This window comes from Chryseobacterium sp. CT-SW4 (genome assembly GCF_048572715.1).
Lineage (GTDB): Bacteria > Bacteroidota > Bacteroidia > Flavobacteriales > Weeksellaceae > Chryseobacterium.
Genome location: NZ_CP183840.1, coordinates 2687183 through 2707953 on the forward strand (window position 1 = coordinate 2687183; position 20771 = coordinate 2707953).

General features: G+C 34.5%; 17 protein-coding genes. All 17 read right to left on the reverse strand.

The features are described from left to right. Positions 1-135: 135 nt before the first annotated feature. The 17 genes from tssD (ABJ974_RS12075) to tssR all read right to left on the reverse strand — a co-directional run bounded on the left by tssD (ABJ974_RS12075) (position 136) and on the right by tssR (position 20737). Positions 136-540 (reverse strand): type VI secretion system tube protein TssD, encoded by a 405-nt coding sequence (gene tssD / locus ABJ974_RS12075; protein WP_419868496.1) that lies wholly within the window; start codon positions 538-540, stop codon positions 136-138. 403 nt (positions 541-943) lie between these two features. Beyond that, positions 944-1795 carry a lytic transglycosylase domain-containing protein gene (locus ABJ974_RS12080; protein ID WP_419868497.1) on the reverse strand — a complete coding sequence of 284 codons (852 nt, stop codon included), beginning with the start codon at positions 1793-1795 and terminating at the stop codon, positions 944-946. Between the two features lie 30 nt (positions 1796-1825). Next, on the reverse strand, positions 1826-4321 hold the full coding sequence (locus tag ABJ974_RS12085) for an ATP-dependent Clp protease ATP-binding subunit (protein WP_419868498.1): 2496 nt from the start codon (positions 4319-4321) through the stop codon (positions 1826-1828). 65 nt (positions 4322-4386) lie between these two features. Next, entirely contained in the window at positions 4387-4899 is a 513-nt protein-coding gene (locus ABJ974_RS12090) for a hypothetical protein (protein ID WP_419868499.1), read from the reverse strand. A gap of 93 nt (positions 4900-4992) precedes the next feature. After that, positions 4993-5685, reverse strand: a complete 693-nt coding sequence (locus tag ABJ974_RS12095) for a hypothetical protein (RefSeq protein WP_419868500.1) — start codon at positions 5683-5685, stop codon at positions 4993-4995. A gap of 241 nt (positions 5686-5926) precedes the next feature. Beyond that, complete coding sequence (locus tag ABJ974_RS12100) at positions 5927-6604, reverse strand: hypothetical protein (RefSeq protein ID WP_419868501.1); 678 nt, start codon at positions 6602-6604, stop codon at positions 5927-5929. Further along, positions 6601-7965: a zinc metalloprotease gene (locus ABJ974_RS12105; RefSeq protein WP_419868502.1), complete on the reverse strand. Its 1365-nt coding sequence runs from the start codon at positions 7963-7965 to the stop codon at positions 6601-6603. The genes ABJ974_RS12100 and ABJ974_RS12105 overlap by 4 nt, the downstream gene beginning before the upstream one ends. 12 nt (positions 7966-7977) lie before the next feature. Then, positions 7978-9912, reverse strand: coding sequence for a type VI secretion system Vgr family protein (locus ABJ974_RS12110; protein ID WP_419868503.1), 1935 nt, complete (start codon positions 9910-9912; stop codon positions 7978-7980). A gap of 170 nt (positions 9913-10082) precedes the next feature. Then, positions 10083-10487 carry a type VI secretion system tube protein TssD gene (gene tssD, locus ABJ974_RS12115; protein WP_419868504.1) on the reverse strand — a complete coding sequence of 135 codons (405 nt, stop codon included), beginning with the start codon at positions 10485-10487 and terminating at the stop codon, positions 10083-10085. Between the two features lie 193 nt (positions 10488-10680). After that, complete coding sequence (locus ABJ974_RS12120; RefSeq protein WP_419868505.1) at positions 10681-11628, reverse strand: hypothetical protein; 948 nt, start codon at positions 11626-11628, stop codon at positions 10681-10683. A gap of 73 nt (positions 11629-11701) precedes the next feature. Then, entirely contained in the window at positions 11702-12613 is a 912-nt protein-coding gene (locus ABJ974_RS12125) for a hypothetical protein (protein WP_419868506.1), read from the reverse strand. 15 nt (positions 12614-12628) lie between these two features. Beyond that, on the reverse strand, positions 12629-13810 hold the full coding sequence (locus ABJ974_RS12130; RefSeq protein ID WP_419868507.1) for a hypothetical protein: 1182 nt from the start codon (positions 13808-13810) through the stop codon (positions 12629-12631). A gap of 63 nt (positions 13811-13873) precedes the next feature. Further along, positions 13874-14446: a hypothetical protein gene (locus ABJ974_RS12135; protein ID WP_419868508.1), complete on the reverse strand. Its 573-nt coding sequence runs from the start codon at positions 14444-14446 to the stop codon at positions 13874-13876. Beyond that, positions 14424-15335 carry a hypothetical protein gene (locus ABJ974_RS12140; RefSeq protein ID WP_419868509.1) on the reverse strand — a complete coding sequence of 304 codons (912 nt, stop codon included), beginning with the start codon at positions 15333-15335 and terminating at the stop codon, positions 14424-14426. Before ABJ974_RS12140 ends, ABJ974_RS12135 begins: the two co-directional genes overlap by 23 nt. Positions 15336-15338: 3 nt before the next feature. Beyond that, positions 15339-17732 (reverse strand): glycosyl hydrolase 108 family protein, encoded by a 2394-nt coding sequence (locus ABJ974_RS12145; RefSeq protein WP_419868510.1) that lies wholly within the window; start codon positions 17730-17732, stop codon positions 15339-15341. A 17-nt stretch (positions 17733-17749) separates the two neighbouring features. Further along, complete coding sequence (locus tag ABJ974_RS12150; protein WP_419868511.1) at positions 17750-18253, reverse strand: DUF4280 domain-containing protein; 504 nt, start codon at positions 18251-18253, stop codon at positions 17750-17752. Between the two features lie 84 nt (positions 18254-18337). Then, positions 18338-20737 carry a type VI secretion system protein TssR domain-containing protein gene (gene tssR, locus ABJ974_RS12155; protein WP_419868512.1) on the reverse strand — a complete coding sequence of 800 codons (2400 nt, stop codon included), beginning with the start codon at positions 20735-20737 and terminating at the stop codon, positions 18338-18340. Positions 20738-20771: the final 34 nt, after the last annotated feature.

The window sequence follows — 20771 nt, forward strand, 5'->3', positions numbered from 1 at the left end:
GGAATTTTTAATAAATATTAACATATCAAAATTTATATTTCATCATGAAAAACTAATTAATTTTTAATGCTAAAAAAAACAGGACAGTAACTTGCGTTACCATCCTGCAAAATGTATTACTTTGATGATTATGTACTAGTTTCCAGGCCATACTCCTTCATAAGCAGCATTACCATAATTGATCTTTTCGGCGCTTACAATAAAGCTGATCAGCATATTGTTACTGTCGATAGCGTCAAAGTCCACTTCGTGCTGAATTACATATCCGTTTTCCCAGTTCAGAGTGATCAGGGTTCCTTCTTCATGGGATTTATTGAAGGTAATTTCCCCACTTGTAGGCTTATATTTACCATTCAATAAACTTTCCAGTATATCGGATTTTTCTGTGGCTTCTATTGTTAATTTGATGATGGCGTTGGAAGGATCAGATGCTACTCTTCCTGAAACATCAGTAGATCTTGATACGCTATAATTTAATTTGAATAGTTTTTGTCCTTCGCTTCCGTTGAATTTTAAGATTCCTCTTGAGTTTGCTGCCATAATTCGTAAATTTTAGACTGTTAATATTTTGTGATTTGATTGATTTAATGGAGCAAAGATAGAGTCCTCATTCCGATAATGAAAATCATTAAACATAAATCTGAATTTTTGTAGTAATTCTACGATTTCTTGTAGTAATTCTACTACTCCGGCTTTCATCATAACAATAAACAATTCATTATCAATTATTTAATATGTAATTTTTTTGTAAATATCATTTTCAGTCCGTGATTTAATTCCCCTAAACAGTGAAATAAAAAGATTTTTTTTAATCATTATCCTGATTCTTATTATTTCCTTTTTAACTTCAAAAATTTAAATCAAAAAAAGGACCCTGCTATAAGAAATAACAGGGTTCTTTATATATTTCCGGGAATATGGATTATTTTTTTTACATTCCAGATTATTTGCTGAGCTGTTGAATGGAGCGTGATAATATTTTATTTTTTCTCAAAAGAAAATCGGGCATCAGGTCGAGTGGAAGGTATAACAGGCTTTCTCCTTTATTTTGAAGTTCTTCCATAATACCGGGATTCCAGGCTAAGATCTCATCTCTATTCACTTTCAGTTCTTCAGCTATGATATCAAGGTTAAACCCGGCATTGATTTCCGTTTCTGCAAGAGAACCGTTTCCGCTGTACTGTTCACCTCTTCCTTCAAATATCATGTTCATCCTGGAGTTGTTATAATCACTCAGAACGCTTTGTAATTCTCCAGTAGCATAGCATGCATTTAAATATTTTCTTACATGGTTGATTGTTTCCAGAGGGAGATATCTATAAAACATATGATATTGTGACGAGCCAGCTGCCTGCATTGCCTTGGCCACATTTCCTTCTCCACAATTGTAAGCTGCCACCACAGTAACCCAGTTATTATATTTTTTATAAAGGTTCGTCAGCGAAACGGTAGCGGTTTTAGTACTTTTGTACAAATCCGAACGGTTTTGCTCGGAAAGTCCGTACTGGTTGGCATGTGCCGTCATAAACTGCCATACTCCTGCAGCGCCAGCTCCGGAAACCTGTCTTCTGTCAAATCCGGATTCAATGAGTGCCAGATTCCGTAAATGCTTAGGTAAACCTTTCTGAATAAGAGAATATTCAATAAACTCAACTATGTCTTTATTAGCATTGATAATATTTTTATATCTCTTCACACTGTTTTCCGATGTATCGGAGGCGGAGAGAAACTGTCCGTTTATTTTGTAAGGAACAGCCATTAATACTATTAAAATAAAGATATTTCCAAAACGCATTTTATATCAATTTTAATGATTCTTCTTTAATCAGTTTACTTTCCAATCCAGTTTTTCTTCACCGGCATTCCAGTCTACCTGAATGGTTTGTCCGGATTTCACTTCTTCTCTTACGATCATCTTGGAGATAGGTCTTGCCAATTGTGCTCTGATCACTCCTGATATCTGTCGGGCTCCATATTTACTACTGAATCCTCCTAAAGCCAATTGTTTTACAGCTTCATCGGTAATGGAAAGCGTAATTCCCAGTCTGTGTAGTGAGGCATGGAGGGATTTGAGCTGAATATTGAAAATTCTTTCGGCAATTGATTCGGTGATCGGTGCAAACGGAATAATCTCCGTAATTCTCGCTAAAAATTCGGGTCTGAATCTTCCCGAGCCGGACATAATCTGCATTAATGATGAAGATTCCGGGATTTTACCTTCTTCAAACTGTTTTACAATTTCTTCGCTTCCAATATTGGAGGTGAAAAGGATCAGGGCATTACTAAAGTCTCCTTCTTTCCCCAGCTTGTCGTGTACTTTTCCTTCATCCATAATTTGTAAAAAGACATCGAATACGGAATGGTGGGCTTTTTCAATTTCATCAAATAAAACCACCGTATAAGGCTGTTGCCTGATCTTATTGACCAACATTCCTCCTTCTTCATATCCTACATATCCCGGAGGCGCTCCGTACAACAATGCTGCGGAATGTTCTTCTTTAAATTCGGACATATCGAAACGGATCATTGCTTTTTCGTCATTAAACAACAATTCCGCCATCGATTTGGCTAATTCCGTCTTTCCTGTTCCGGTAGGTCCTAAAAGGAAGAAGGATCCGATAGGCTGCCCAGGCTTATTGAGCCCACTCCGGTTTTCAACGATGGCATCAGAAAGTACTTTTAAAGCGTGATCCTGTCCTACTACTCTTTTAAGAAGAAGGGATTCCATATTGAGGAGCTTTTCTTTTTCCTGTGCCTGAATTTTACCAATAGGAATATTGGTTTTTGCCGCCATTACCGCTGCCAGCTCCAGTCTGTCCACTTTTTCTCTTTTTCTGGAGGCGTGCTGAATTAATTCTGCATAGGTATCTTCAACTATTTTCTGAATATGATCCACCGGCATGGAGTTATCCAGCGCGGGCTGTTCACTGAGCGAACCCCACAAAATAGGACTGATTTTATCTCTCAGCAGATTATACATCCAGATCAGCTCATCTGCTTTATCTTTATTATCGGCATATTCTTCTTTCAGGATAGTATCATAAGCTTCTTTCCAGCTTTCCAGCTCTTTTTCCGAAAGTTCATCCAGCATTTTGATGGCAGCCATGGTACGATCCAATAAATCTATTGCTGCATCGGGCAATTTTTTACCTTTAGCATATCGTTTTGCCAACCGGACACATTCTGGAAGCGCTGTTTTTTCAACTTCAATATTGTGGTGTTTTTTATATCCGTCCAGCAGTACGTCTATCATTTTCACACAGGTTTTTTCATCAGGTTCGTGTACGGTAAGAACTTCAAAACGGCGGTTAAATGCCTGTTCCGGTTCTATGATTTTTCGGTATTCTTCCTGGGTAGTAGCTCCGATTACTGTAATTTCTCCTCTTGCCAACTCGGGTTTCAGCAGATTGGCTACGTTTCCAATGCTTCCTTTGGGGTCTAACAGGGTGTGTATTTCATCAATAAAAAGAATTGCTTTTTCAATTTTTTTACATTCATTGATTACTTTTTTAAGACGGTCCTCAATTTCACCTTTGTAAGAGGTTCCTGCGAGTAAGGCTCCGGTATCTAATTCTAAAAGAGTAGCATTTTTCAGCATTTCGGGAACGTTTCCTTTAATAATTTCTGTAGCAAAGCCTTCTACTAAAGCTGTTTTACCTACCCCCGGTTCTCCTATAATAATTACATTGGGCTTAGTTCTTCTGCATAGTATTTCCACAAGCATTCTCAGCTCCTTGTCCCTTCCTATAATATTTTCCAAAGCTCCCTGTCTGGCCTGTGCAGTTCGGTCTATGCAATAGTTTTTAATAGAGGGAAACGAGGAATCTGAAAAATCTGATGAACTTGAAAATAGGGATGAAAAATCATTTTCTTCAGAGGAAGCAAATGGGGTATCTTTCCGGTATAAATTAAAGATTTCGTGTTCCCTAAGGGGTAGAGATTTTAGTTGCTGTAAAGAAAAAGCAACCTGCGGTTTAACAATCGCCGTTAAAATACATATTGGAGTAATTTCATCCAATCCTAATTTTAACCTGATATCATCCGCTTCTTCCACAAGGGTATCTACCGTTTCGTCTTCTTTTACTTCATCGGGTAAATGAGTGGTTTTTGGGTAGTCTTCTATGCGAACATCTGCCCATTCATAAAAATACCCGGGATCTTTATCTATATTTTTAAGAAACTCATTAAGACCGATATCTTTATGCATTAAAGCCTGTAAGATATGGGGACCTCCATAAGTTGCATTATAATTTTCCCTTGCTATTGACTGTGCGATGTGAAAAAGCTGTTTTACCGTTTCGTTGGTTACTAGTACTCCCATTATTTTTTCTGTTAATATGTTGTGGGTTAATGATGTTTATTGTTTAGTGTTGTTCTTAAAAAATATTATTTTTTTCCTAATTCTTCCTCTGCCCATTCCTCATTTTCCAGTAGAGGATAGTCAGGTTTATCTTTCAGGGGATAATATTCAAACCCGAATTTATCTTTTTTGCCATAGGCAGCATATTCATCTGAATAATCAGGATAATAAGCCCAGGCTGACTCTATTTTTATTGCATATACAGGAATCTCTTCCAAGGCCGGCTTACCAAAATAGGAAAATTTATATTTCAGCTTTTCCAGGAGCTCTTCATCTTTCATCTTTTCCAATTGATTTTCAAGTGTTTTCTTATCATCAGCAGAGAAGTTTTTAACATTTTCAGCAGCCCATACAGGGAGGGCTTTTCTTATTTGCTGCAATTGTTCCGTACTCAATTTCTTAGGGCTAGGGTTCCACAATAAAGATTCCGTAATGCATTTACAGTTTTCTTTTTCAATTTTATCTGTAACATTTACCGGTTTACCTCCGAAACCTATCATCTCGTATCCGCTTTCCGATTTACATTGAGAGTTCTTCATAATTACTTTTTTTGCAAAAGCTCCGAGTATTATTATTAAACCGAGAATTAATAAGTAGATTAACTTTCTCATTATATAAATTAACAATAAAAATTACCGCACAAACGGATGTGAATAATATTCTTTTGTGCTTATTTCTTTTCCGGTATTCCCATCAAGAATTACTTTTTTAAATAGATAGGATTCTCCATCCTCAGATATTTTTCCTGTATTCCAATCCAGTTCCCAAACATGAACTCCGGACTGAGTAGTTTTTGATATTTCACCCGTTTTAGTGAAATCCACTTTTTGGGTTTTACCATATTTTAGAACCTCCTCTAAGGTAAATGCATAATTTTCATCTTTGTTTTCGGTTTTTACAATTACATCTTTTTTATAATAAAGCCATTTTCCAATTTCTAAATTGGAGCCAAAATAATGTTTAACAGATTGTAACGACCCCGTTTTATCAAATGTATATACATCTCTATATCTGTCATTTTTAATTATTTCTTCTACATAGCTTTCAACCAGATCTTTGGTATATGTTTCCTCAACATATCCGTCTTTAATAATATGATATTGTTTGATATAAGTATTCTTATCTTTCCAATACCCTTCATATGAAGGATCTTTTTTTATATTCAGTTCATATTTTTCAATATCAAATTTTTTCTTTTGTACATCTATATTTGAAGAGGTAATTATTTCCTGATATACACTCGTTTTCCCTTTATTGTTTTCAGTACAACTATTGGAAAAAAATGACATCAATACCATTATGAAAAAAGCAATATCTTTTTTCATCAATTTATTTTCAACTAGTTTTCCGCAGACTCTCTTTGTCACCATAATATTCAGAGCGTAGCACTTTTGCCATCTTAGGGAATAAAGTACTATTATTTTTTCCTAATTCTTCCTCCGCCCATTCCTCATTTTCCAGGAGAAGATATTCAGGTTTATGAATAATCAGGATAATAAACTCAGGCTAAAACAATTTTAATTCATATACCGGACTCTCTCTTCAAAGTCCCGACTTATTAAATATTTATTTCTCACTAATAATTTCCCCTGTATTTGCATTCATTTGATATTGAATAGGTTTCCATATACCAGGCTCTCCAACCGAATTGGCTGCCAATTCTAAAAACTCCTTCTCTGACAGTTTCTTCCCCTGAGTTATAAAAATGGTCCAGGCCGGAATCTTTGCGTCATAAACGATATCATATTTGTTGGTTCCATCTTCATTCAGTCGTCCTTCTCCTGTTTTTATATTAATATATCCTTTTTTATCTAAAAATTTTAAAACATCTTGATATTTAATTTTCCCGTAATTTTTTTCTTCATCAACGGTACTTTCCAGATTTCCTTGGCCATCATAATATTCAGAGTTTAATACTTTTACTGTTTCACTTAGCCGGGTTTCTTTTTTCTTAATTTTCCCATCAGGATAAAACTCTTTATAAACATATAGGAATGACGGTTTAGGAAGTAGCTCCTCCTGCGTTCCTAATTCATTGTGACCGGGAGCAGACATGGATAAAATTGTGTACCCGTTTTTCAATTCCAATGTTCCATCACTTTCCTGATATCTTTTATATAATTCAAAATCAAACTTTTCACTCATTGTTTTAATTTTATCATTACCTGTTTTAATGTCTTCTTTTTTGGATTGACATGTACACATCATGAAAAAAAGAAGGGGCAAATAAATTAATTTTCTCATAAGATAATTTTAGAGTTTAGTACCTTCCACTGCCATTTAAATACTGTAATTCTTTGTATTCCGACATGATGACAATAATCCATAAGATTATTTGTTTTATAGGCCATATAGGTAAACTTTGCGGGAGGGTTTCCATCAAAAGTATGAGGTAAACCCAGTGCATGCATTAATTCATGAGCTACCGTTTCTTTCGAATGTGTATTAAATTGAACTGTAAAAGTGGTATTGAAATAGGAAAATCCATTAGTATAACCGCTAATGGAACCGTTCTTCCATGACGGATAAATATCTTCTATAAAAAATACTTTGTAATAGGATGCATATTTTTTTCCATACTTATTTTCAAATTCATCTTCCAAATATTCTTTCAGCCCACTTGATTTATTTATATAATATTTACTTCCTATTTTTGTACAAAATCTATTTCTAAAAGTATTAAAAATAAAATTTCCTGTACAATCAATAGAAAAGTTATCAAGTATGGTAGGATTCACTAACGCCTGATTTAAACACTGTCTAAAATATAACTGGCTACCTGGCTTAGGTTTTCCGACTTTGATAATTCCATTTATATCTGTTTTTACAGAAACAAAAATGGTTGAAATATTCTTTATATGTGTAGAAGAATTAGGGTGAATTAACAATGTCCCACAAATTTCACCATCTGCTTTTACATAAAGTAACTGTTCTTTGGTAAATTGTTCTTTACATGTTATTTTCAAATAATTAAGTTTATCGTATTTTCCTATTTTAATATCCTCTATTTCTTTTATATTTAATGATAAATATTTTTCAGCTTCTTTATCTTTAAATTCAAATATCAATTTTTTAGGTTTATCTTTTATCTCGATTTTAACATTCAATAATGCCGATTTTCCCTTTAGTAGAGTTAGAACAGGTATAGGATATAGATAGGGAACTCCATTAATCTTTTTCCAAATTATAGATAGGTTTTTATAACTTTTGAGCTTTTTGTCATACATGTTAAGATTTCTCTTAAAGTTGGTATTCCAACTATTTCCATTTTTGAAAACAGTTATATTATCTGTTTCAAAATATTTTCCCATAACACTACCAAACCAATTATCTCCTTGTTGTCCTGAATCTCCTTCTCTTAACCAATCAAAGCCAAATTCTGGATTATCTTTATATTTATTATGGGGTCTAAACTTAACAATACATTTTGCCCTGATATTGCCTGCAGGAGGTTTGGAGGGATTTCCATAACTGACTCCTCCGGTAGCTCCGTTTTCTGAAACTACTTCCGCAGAATTATAAATAATATTACTTTCAGAGTAAATATTATAATCTTTTTCTACTCTCTCAATTATTTTTCCTTTAACAATCCTTATCCTGCTCATATGTTTACAGAATTAATAATTTTTACTCTGTTCACCACTGTTGTTCTGAACTTCATTCTGAGCATGTTTGGTAATGGAAGCATTGGAGCTTGTTTCAATTCCCTGATCGGAATTTACTACCGTTTTACCTTTTTTAACTTCACTTTCCACATCTCCTTCAATAACCTCCATTAATTTTCCTGTAATAAACGTCGTGGAATCTCCTAATACCGAAGTCAGCTTCATGGCACCAATATTCTTGGTGTCATTCATTCCAACCGTTTCACTTCTGTTCATTCCCACATTTGAAGTAAAGTTTTCCCCTACATTAATATTCATATTCCTGCAATTCAACGTCATGGTTTCCGGCGCTGTAATGGTAATATTACTTCCTGAAGTATCGAGGTGTATTTCATTTCCTGATTTATCGGTAAGGATGATGCTTTCGTCTTCTGTGAATACTAATCTATGACCACTGCGCGTCTGTATGGACTTCACACGGTTATCCGTTCCTCCTCCCAATGCTATTCCTCCATGGAACATTCCTCCCATTACAAATGGCCGGTCGGGATGGCTATGTACAAAATTTACCATTACCTGATCTCCCACTTCAGGGATAGCAACGTAACCTCTATTTTGGGTAATCTGGTCCGTACCTCCTGCATCGGGGCTCATCACTCTGATAAAATGAGTGGTATCATTAGTCTGCCAATCGAACCTTACCTGTACTCTACCCTGTCCCTCGGGATCCGTATTAGAAACCACAGTGGCTAACTGGGGTTCGGCTTTAGGTAAGGAAAATTCAGGTTTAGGTAAAAAACCCGTATCTGAGGCTATGCCTTCAAAACTACCGGAATAATGTCCCTTGGTATCAATATCATGGGTGCATTCCGTGATCATAATCTTTGTGAAATAGCTGGTTATATTGGTATCCGGCTTACGCATCTGAACTTCTGCCACGCATCCGGGGTGTAAAAAAGGAATCGTAGTTTTTCCGGACAGGCTGAAAACGTTTACCGCCTCACTTCCCGAAGTACTCTTTTGAGCGTATTCTACATCCAGATGGGTACTTGCCTTAATAGGTGCCACCTGCAAGGCGGGTGTTTTATAAATCTTATCATTGTGATTATAGGCAGTTTTTGCCAGTTCCCCTATATGCTGAATAGGAGTATCTCCTGATGTCAATTTTTCATTTTTACTACTGTTATACCCATAATACTGAGGTTTGGTATGAACAGCTCTCAGCTCTACATTTATATCCTGCGCATTACTGCCGTATACTAAATGAACGGGCTTATTCTGCGCCGGAAGCTTCCCAAAATGAAGAACTTCCCCGTCATAATAAAATTGTTCACCATACGCCTCTGCCATACGGGCAAGGTAATTATAGTGAGTTTCGTTATACTGACTGCTATAAATAATCTGTGAATAATTATGGGTATCAATTCTGATATCAAAACGGTTTTTATCGAGTCCTTGTTTTATAACCTCATCCGCGATGATTCCCATATTAACGGGCTGATTTCCTCCAAAACTCTGAATATGGGGATTTCCATCCAAAAGAACAGTAGGACTGTAACCGGACAGAACAATATTACCCAAACTCATTTTTTCCTGGCTGAACCCCACTTTTGTTATCACTCCTACAAAGGTGCGCTCAGGACTATTTTCTATGTCTTTATACGAAATAACTACCGTAAGCCTTTTTCCCAAAAATTTATTGGCATCCTCTAATGTATGGGTCTCACGTTCACCTAAAGTATCATGGGCTAATGTCAGCGTAAATTCATGGTGGCGAACTGCACTTTGCTTTAACGTAAAATGTTTATAGTATTTGAGTACTTTTCCTTCTACTACCAGAGAAAGACTTACCAGACGGTTAATTCCGGTATGCTGATTATCTGATATACCTTCCCCATTTTGGGATGGCCGAAAAGAACCTCGTGCTTTTTCAGGCGTGGTGGGCATAGCTTTGTGATTGTGGTACGGTTAAAGTTAAAAAAAATTATCCAATCCTGTTACGATTCATAAGTAATTATAAATTAATGACTTATCTCATATTTTCATTTCTCTGATACAGCAAAGAAAGACCGCCTTTTGCAAGCAGTCTTCCTATATGAATGTTAATGATTTGTATCTTAGCTTGATGGCCATAATCCTTCGTAGGCAGCATTACCGTAGTTGATCTTCTCGGCGCTTACAATAAAGCTGATCAGCATATTGTTGCTATCTACTGCATCGAAGTCTACTTCATGCTGAATTACATATCCGTTTTCCCAGTTCAAAGTGATCAGTGTCCCTTCTTCATGAGATTTATTAAAAGTAATTTCTCCGCTTGTAGGCTTATATTTTCCGTTTAGTAAACTTTCCAGAACATCTGATTTCTCAGTTGCTTCTATTGTTAATTTGATGATGGCGTTGGATGGATCTGATGCTACTCTTCCTGAAACATCGGTAGATCTTGACACACTATAATTTAACTTTAATAGTTTTTGACCCTCGCCTCCGTTAAATTTTAAAATTCCTCTTGAATTGTTTGCCATGATAAGTAAATTTTAATCGTTAATATTTTGTGATTCAGTGATTGTTCCGCAAATATAAAATGCTTTTTACACTTCTAAAAATTTTTAAATATAAATTTGAAAAAATGTAGTAATTCTACGATTTTATGTCGTAATTCTACGACACAGGATATACGTGACATATTACCTAACTGATTATAAATCAATTATATTATTATTCAATGCTTATGGAAGTATTATTTTTTACACCATACAGGGAATTATAATAAGTAATATGGACTTTTTTTATAAATCCTGTTTTCAGGTCTACTGTATATTCTCCACTATAATCCATTGGCGGTTCTGCATGCTGTAAAAGTCTGATTTCCCCGTCATTTTCTCCAGGTTTCACTTTTTGTATTATATTGAGTGGAATGTTTTCATCTGTCCATAGTACTGAATATTGAGACTTCCCATTGTTAAAAGGATTTCGGATGGGTGCAAAAAAAGTTCTCATCAACAGATCTTCTTTCATACGCTGATCCAAAACTGAGGGCTCGGAAATAATAAATTCCAACTCCACAATATATTTCAAAGCATACTGATCCGGAAAAAGGTCCAGTAATTTATTTTTTGTTTCCGGGAAATTTTCAAGGACTTCCTTTGAGAGGGAAACCCGGAGAATTTCTCCTTCAAGATTGGTCGTGATTAGGAAAGGATTCAATACCAGGGCAGATTCTTTTGCCAGGTGTTCCATTTTCCCTTCTTTACCTGTGGAAAACTGAGTTTTAGTCAGGCTGAAAACATGATGATCTGAGATTTTTTCCAACCAAGTTAAATTCATGATATAGGAAAGTCCATGTTTTTCATTCCGGCCATTTTCTGTTTGGGTATGTTCGGTAATATTTACTTTATATTGAGCAGCAAGGTTTTCCGGTTTAAAAGTAATTTTTGGGTTCTGCTCCGGACTTTTAAAAGGGGCATCATTCCGGCTGTTATATTCTTTTACTTGATTTATTCCGGGAATCAGAAGCTTTTTTCCGGGAGAAAGCCCTTCTAAGATCTGTTCTCCTCTTCCACAATGCTGATTATGGTATTCTTTCAGATACTGAGGATTTTCGAGTTGGATTTCCTGAGCAATACTTTCCCAGGTTTCTGTGGGAAGAACAAAATGAATAATCATAGGTTTTATTTTGATTCAATAGTAACTGATCTGTTACATTTTTCAAATTATGAACACAAAAGGGTTTATAAAATTAATCAGTTTTTTTTAGTAACATTTCTTCGTTCCCCGGATTGATAAAATAGATTGGATCCCCTGAAATGTAATAATCTCCATCGGCATATTCTATAAAAACTATTCCCATATTTTCATATTTAGGATTAAAATTAATTTTAATTTTATCTTTATCTACATATTCGCTCTTTATATTTTTATAGACCTCTACAGGTTCACCTTCATTTACATATTTAACCGTAACATTATTAAGTTGAATAATGTTAATATCAAAACTTGTTTTTAAACCATCTCTACTTTTTGATGAAAAATGATAGCTGCCTTTCCAAATAGAAAAATCATTTTCGGACTTTTTTAAAGTTTTATTAGGTTTTATGTGTTGACTATTAATTCCAAACGTGAAATGATCTTCTAAATCAATATTTTCTTCAGTTAATAATTCAACGGGTAATGGGCATTTAATTATTTCCGTATTAATAGATATTGGTTTAAGCTTAAGATTAGAGGTTAGCTCGAAATTTTTGTTAATCTTAAAATAGGAATTAACTTCATTAAAGCTACCCACAGAAATCCCTTTCCTTCCGTTTCCAAATTCAACATTTAAAGAATATAGTTGATCTTTTTTAATATGGAGAGTATCTTTTAACAAATCATTATTATCAAAGAAAAGAAGATAAGATGATTTATTTTTAGATTTATCTTGTATAACAATATTTTTGACATAATAGCTCTCAAACGACGTTCCTACATAATCAGGCTCAAAATATGAATAACCCGAAACATTAAAGAGCTGATCTAATTTTTTTGAAGCATACATATCTCCAGCGGTAAACTTCTTATCTATAATAAATTTTGTATTTATTAAATCCTGAGATTGGAATTTACATCCAATAAAAATTAGCAATAAAAAAAATCTAAATCTTTTCACCATTGTATCAAATAAAAATTATTCCATTCCAGGATAGGAAACTCCACCTGCTTTTGTCTCTTCCCATTTACGTTTGAAATCAGATATATTGTAATAGTTTGACTTTTCAAATTCTTTTTGATAGCTTTCTCCTCCGTCTGTAATTCCTAATATATTAAAAAATTGAAGTTTCACTTCCGAATTCTCAGATATTTTTTCACCATAATAGGCCAACTTTCCTAAAATTTCTGCCTGCTTAGAAAAGTTTTGATCAATAAAAGAATCTTTACGCGCTATTGTATGAGTAATATAATTTTGAATAGCTGTTAAATAATTCAATTTCCTGTCTGTATCTGCCTGGGCTATAACATCCATTACCTCCTTATTAAAAAAAACTTCACCATTACACCTTTTGTTCCATAATACTTTTTCTAATTCTTCTTCATTCTTATAGTTATTTTTAAGTACAAAATTTAAAAGGTCTTCGTCTTTAACATATCCAAAAGTTTTCACCAATGATTCTAAAAATATCTTATCATTAAATTTAAGCCAACTTAAACTAGCTTTACTATCATTGAATAAATATTTATTTCGATGTACCAATTTTTGAATATTATTGAAACGTACGTCATCTATTCCCTTAACATCTTTCCATTTAATCACCTTTACCATTTCTCCTGACAGATTTTTCTCCTTAGGAATTTGTAATTCTTTTTTATAAACTTCAGGATATTGTTTCTTATAATCCAATAGTTGAGGAATAAATAATGATTCAAAAAGAACTTTATTTCTTACATCTATAAAAATAGGGTTATTGTTACTTATTATATAATCCTCTTTAAGCTGATAAGCTTTCTCCTCGAGCTTGCAAGGATACTCCACCAAAAAATTAATATCTTGGGTGGGTGTAGTAAAACCAAAAATAGTTGTTATTTTTCTTTGAAACTCTTTATCATCAATATTCTTATATCCATTCTTTTTTAAAATGTCAACAGAATTTTTTTTTACTGCCTCATAGTCGTTTACTCCATATTGGTAATCACTTATCATATCGAGTCCTTTTTCTTTGATAGCATATCCTGACAATATTTGACGTTCCAGGATGTTTTGAATTGAATCAATTAATTGTGTACCATTACTTATTTTCATCTCTGCTTTACTACCACTGCTGATAATAAGAACAAAGAACAAGATAAGTTTAATCAAGTAGTTTTTCATCATTATTATTTCACCTCCTTTTAATTTTTTAAAGATGCGGTATCTGTTCAGCTTATTTAAATTATACTATTTTATAATGCCATTAGCCTGTATCTTATATTTTTTCTTTAAAACCCTTTTTTCACCTGCATCATTCCGTGTATAAAGTTCAATATCATATTTTTCATTGATAAGAAAGTCTTCAATAGTTTCTCCATCCATATTGGCCACTTGAATCGAGGATATTACTTTATCATTATCTGAAACTTTCAAGTAATAACCTTCAACATCAGAATCAGTAAATCCAAGAAGAATGGGCTGGAAATTATTAATTTTTGGAAGTATAAAAAACTTTGAAGGAGTTTCCTCTATACCATAGCTTGTAAGAATATCTTTATCCTGAGGATATTGATAAGAAACATATCTCTCATTACATTCTTTTTCATTGTTATTACAAACTGTAGAATATTGATCAAAATCAAAAGGTAATGAACAGACTTTTAAATCATGATGTATAGCGTTTTTATTCGCTGGAGATGTGAAAGCCAAAGACAACAAATTTTGTGCTCTACATGTAAGCCCATTATTAAAAACAAAAATCAATAGTAAAAGGATATTTAAACAATATCTCTTATTACTATTCTTTAATAAATCTGCCATTCCTATTACAAGAATATTTTGCTGTTAGTTTTCTTTTATTATTGATTTCATTATAAAGCATTACATTATTTTGTTCATCAATAGAAAAAGTTTTTACCATATCATTGTCACCATTACTGTCTGCTACAGAAATTCCATCTACAATTTTATTATTTTTAGTGGAAACCAAATAAATCAGTTCACTATCACCACCCACATTTTTAATTAAATAAAAATCAAAATTATTTTGTGAAAACAGTCTAATACTTCCATCCACTGCCAAATCATAATTCTGATAGAAAGATTGTTTTAACCAATCCGCAGATTGATCGTCAAAAACTAAATTTTGATTTTTATCTAAATCTTTAGAATCAATGGGTAACAAACTATGGGATGAATTTTCTTCATTTCCTCTATTCTGGGAAACTTCATTTGAAATTTCCTTTTTAAGTAAACAATTATCAGGTGCATAGAAGATTCCTTGGGGAGCAGTTATCACTTTCCAACTTATCGTATTCTCATCAACCATGGTTATTTCGAATTGTCCTTTATCTTTAGATGATCCAAAAAAACTATAAAATTGTCCGACGATTTTTCCTTTTTCAACTTTCCCTATAAGATTATATTCTTTTTCATTTTCACAATCTATTTTCCCGCCACTATTCGCTATAGCACAATATTGTGCTTTAATATTATCTCCTTCCTGAAAGATCGTCAGGGTAAATTGTTGCTCCGGAATATCTGAGTCTTTATTTTTTTTAGAATAAATCCATTTTCCAGACCAATTAACAGAAGCTATTTTTCCAGTTTCCTTACTATTTTTAATAGTCGGGACTCCATTATTGGTTGCTTTAGCATTCTCTTTACAGCCAAATAGCAATAAAACGCTAAGTATTAGTATTCTAATCATTTTTTATGGTTTAAATTTCAAACAGTCATCAACTCTATTTAGCCATCCCTTTAAAAATACTTCTTGATCATTCTTTTTACCATCTGTAAATGTCAAATCAGTATAATATTCTTTTCTTATTTCAGCTAATCTAATTAACAATTTATCTTGATCCTCAACATTATTTAAGGCATTAATAGTATTAGTTCCTATCGCACCATCTACCTCTATTTCCTGATTAAATTCATTTTTTAATAATTTTTGCACTTGTCTTCCAGCACCTCCAGATGTAATTGTCCAGTCATATACCATTAATCCTACTCTTTCATCTTCAATTTTACAAAATCCTTTAGGTTCCCAATATCTTTTTCTATAAATTTTTGTAGCTTGATCTTCAGTGATATTTTTTAAATTATCCAGAGTTGGCTCAACATTTACATCTTCTTTAGCATATTTTTTCCAAGTGGCAAAAGTAATTCCTTTGTTAGTAGCACCACCTTTATCAGCAGCATGGTTCACATATCCACCCTCATGTTTTAGGATTATAGGGGCTACTTTTTCAAATTTACTATTACAATCTAATAGTGTCTCATTTTCCAAATTATCTTTTGGAGAATCGTATTTTTTTATACAACTACAGATGTTTTGAAAGCCAAGTTCCAGTGCTATTTGCAATAAGTTTTTCCCATTTAAAGTAGTGACATTTTTACAAAAATATTTGTCATCAAGATATATCTTATCAAACTCTCGCACATCCATATGTATCCAGCTATAAGTATGATTAGAATCTATTATTGTATTATCACTATTGAGTCCGATTGGTTCCAGACTAAAATTATTTCTCTCAATCCAACTGGTTTTAGCATTAAGATATTTATACAATATTTCTTCTCTTATAGATTTTAACTCTGTAATATTTTTATATAATCTACCTCTTATTTTCCAATCTCCTTTATTAAATTGTATATCAATTGCCTTTCCTTGATGGTTCGTTGTTTTAAAATTTTTAAATCTGCATCTGTAACCAGAACTTACAAGACCAAAACTATAAGTATTTTGCTTACTTAAATAAAAAAGTATTGCTTTTAATCCGAATAATAAAGATCGATGAATTCCGGGATATTCATATTTATTAAATTTTTCCGGCTCAGTATTACTTCCTGTTCCATCTCCAAATTTTTCACATTTGTTTAATTCTTTTATACCTCTTAGTTTACTTACAACTTCTCTACCCTTTGTACCACAAGAACATCCTAACTGCCCCCATACATTATTGGATATATCAAAAGTTTTAGAAAAATCGTCAATAGCCCTCAATACATTCCCACATATTTTACCCGTTTCTTCAACCTTCATAAAATCCCGCTGGAATTGCTTAATCATCTTTTCTGTTCTGTCCGTAAATTCATCAGTAGGAATATTTCCTCCAAAACCAGCTAATCGGATATTTATCTCTCTAATTAACTCATTTTTATCACCTTTTTTAATACAATATTTTTCTCCACAATCTGCTCCTTTTGTTTCTTGGTGCTGCACCCTACTCACACTCTTCCCTTCCTTTTTCTTTGGAGCTGGTTTCGCCTCAGGCTTCACTGTCCCTTTCGATTCTCCCCAGTCCCATAGCTCATTCCACCAATCTACCACGGTATCTACCACTCCTTTTTCTTCCTTTTTAGATTGAGGCTTTTGGGTAGCAGGCGAACCTTTGGCTTTTACAGGATTTCCCGGAGCTTTATGTTCAGGGTTTTTAACCTCTACATTATTGGTGGCATGCTTCTTATTTTTATAATACTCAACCGTTACATAGAATTCAAGTTCTTTTGTATCGGTTTCTCCTTTCATAGCTTTTTGCATCAAAGCCTTGGTGAGAAGAAATTCTGCGCTGGCCACCCCGTTTTTACCTACTGTAACTTGTTTACTGTCCACAAAAAGATTTCCCGGATGGTGTCCGGCCCCTTTTGAATCATCCTCCCAAAGAGTAAATAATAACTTTTCCCCGGCCAGATTAACACAATTGGCTCTGGCTATTAATTTTTCCGTATAGCTGAATACAGTACCTTTTGAGTCATCAGCATACAATAGTTCTACTTTATTAATCCTTGGTATGCTGTCAGTTTGGGGTTTAATTTCTATGGTGGTAGGTCCCTCTCCTTCAGATTGATGAAGATAAGCCTCTAACCGATATGTATTTTTGGAAGCCACCTCTCCGAAAGTAAAGCTACCATCACCTTTCTTCCTGATTTGGGTTGAAGTAAATTTACCATTTGATCTTTTTTTAAACAATTCCCAGGTCACTAAGGATGGATTACGTTGGGAAGATGGAGTCGCCGGATACCATTCCGTGATGGTATACGTGGTACGTTCTCCTACTTTAGGATGGGGATTTCCTGATATTTTTGAAACTCCTTTTTTAGCCATGATCAATACTATTCAATTTAATAAGCATCAATTTCACTTTCCTCTGCCGTTTCTTTGAAATCATCCATTTTTACTAGCGGATTGATATGCTGAATGGTTTTACTGTTGGCCTCTTTTACATTCTGTTTACTCATTTCTCCACGCTGACCATGATCCAATACGCTAATCATACCTCCCACCGTACACTGGAGTTCCGATATTTCTGTTAGGCATTGCTTCCCCATGATTTTCACTTTTTCATATGTTTTCTGCCATTTACCGGCCGGAGCATACGCGCATGGAAGATAGCCTCCCGAGCTGGGTCTCAATTTGCATTTTCCAAAGCTGGGTCCTGAAGGGTTAAACTGCAGATCATCCTCCGTTACGGCCAGATAATCCGGATTACCTTCTGCATCATTCCAGTAATGTTTCTCGTGGGCTGTAACCTTATACTGAGGGAACTGGTCTCCCTGGTTACATTGTGCTTTACCTTTTTGAACGACAAAGTGTTTGCCATCATGCGGTGATGATTGGGTAGACATATATTCGTGATTTGGGTGTTATCAAAGATAAAAAAATAAAAAAAGCAGAATTATATTTTCCACTTTTTTTATTATTCTAAATCCCTAATGCTTAGTATATTCAGGTTCTTCTACAGGAAGCATGGTCGGCATGAAATATTCATTCAGCCAGTAAAATTCCTGTCCGTTCTGTTTTATTTTTACCGCCGGATTTTTCCTGTGGGCCAGCATTCTGTCTGCCAGTTCCTTATAATGGCGGAAATAGGTTCTTACCGTTTCATTAGTGATAATTTTAGATTTTCTCCAGCCTTTAAGCTTATAATGAGACATCAGCTCTTCTCCTGAATTATCGAAACCTGTGGTCACTCCTACGGCATAAGACATAGGCTGTTCATATAAATCTCTCTTTTCCAGGGATCTGATTGTCGGATTATATTTTTGAAGAATTTTTACATATTCTTTGATGGCTTTAGACTGATTAAAATCTCCTTTATCCGCTCTTGATTTTTCGTAAACTTCCGTATAAAAAGCTTTTAAATTATCATATTCCGCCTCAGAAATCAGAATACCCCTCTCTATTCCCGGCTGAAAATCTTTCAATTCTTTTGGAATATATCCTTTTACCAGGAACGGGCTTCCGTAGTTGATCAGCTGTGCAGCAATTCCGGAAGGTACAGGATTCGTTAATCCCGGATATAAATATTTATATTTTAAATCCACATCCGTTCTTCCTGCTCCCACTGATGAATGGAAATAATCATTAAGTGAGTTATCAATCATCACATTATCCATGGTTACCTGCGTAATAAGGCTGTCCACCGATTTTTTCAGGAATCCCGGAGTCGTGATATCTCCTTTTTTAGGGAAAATGACAAAGCCCTGTGCCATACTTTGTTTCGGATAGTCCAAAGAATAGAACCCTTCATCTCCTTCTACCAGATTAAAGTTGTTCTTGGTGAGAACATCATTTTGATTAATAATCTTCTGCTTTTTAAGCTCTGCAATATTTTTCGCGGTATTGGTCACTACATTTTCAGCCAATAATACAAAATCATTGTAGGTATCGGCGGAACGGGCACTGGTCTGGAACATAATTAATTTGGCCTGAGCCTGTGTCAGGGAATTGATAACCCCATACATATTTCCACTCTGGTTGGCAGAAGTTCCTACCGTAATCACGATATTGGTTTCATCCTGATACGGAGACAAAAGGTTTCCGGCCGCTATAAGACCTTCATTCACCGGCTGATAACCACTACCGCTGGTGCAGTTCATCTCATTCATTTTCTGATCGATGAAAGTGGTGATTTTGCTGTAATCTTTACTTAAATTAGAGACCGCAACATTCTCTCCGCATGGATTGTTCTTATATAAAACCACGCCATATTTCACAGATTCGAAATAAGAAGGCTTTTCAAAACGCAGCTGTAAGTCCTGTAACAAAGACTTTACAATAGGAGCATAAGGTGCATTGGCCCCACTGATATCAAGGGTAAAAACAATATTGATATTTTTATCCCTTTCTGTAATTTCTTTATAACGATCGAAATAAATAGGTTCTCCCAATACATTAAAAACATAGTTCTTGCTGTAATCCAGGATATTGGTAAAATATTTCGTTTTTGAATCTGCAGGAGCCGCTTCCTTTAATGCAAGCTTTATCGGGAATATATTATCCAAAGGCGGTCTTTTGTCTACATCCGTAAGAAGGATTGCCGTTCTGCTTTCCGCATCAGATCCACCGGGAGCCCCTTCATGGATCCCGAGTGAAGTTTCTTTTACACCTGTAGGATTTTTCATTTTAATGGCAGAGCGCTCACCCCAGGCAGAAACCACATTGGAGCTTACCCATCCGTATAATCCCGTACTGATACTGTCTATATCGATGGTGGGCTTTTTACCTACCAAAAACCTTTTATTATTTTCAGCCTGCTTGTATACGTATACCATCTGCCCGTTAGGGATCTTAACATTAGCAGCTTCTATCAGGCTGGGAGAATTAAAAACCATAATGGAGTCATTCTTATAATATCTTTCAGCACTTCTGATAACATCGCTGTTACTTGGCACTACGGCTACCCGTACCGGATATCCGGTCTTTTCATTTTTTAAAGAGCTGTTCCATAAAAGAAGATCGGATTCCGGAATCCATCCATATGTTTTAATGGATTTGGAAGAAACTTTCTTCATTAAAGCTTCGGGTATATATTCCGCAACCTTTACCATCCCGTTTCTTTCTTTAAGGACCATTAAAGGCTCCAAAAACTTAACTTCTTTATAAGATTTTTCGTCACTTTTATCTATATAGGCCGTATTTCTGGAACGGTCTGATATAGCAATCCATGGAATTGATTTTTTAGGATAGCCGTTAATGACGGATTCATTATCTATTTGCCCATACTGAGAGGCCTGAGGAGTTCTTTTTGACGGCAGTTTTACCTGACAACTGATTAACAATGCTGAAACTCCTATATAATATGCTGCTAGAGGAAATCTGTTTTTCATCTTAATATTTATCTTTAAATTGATTGGTGAGCTT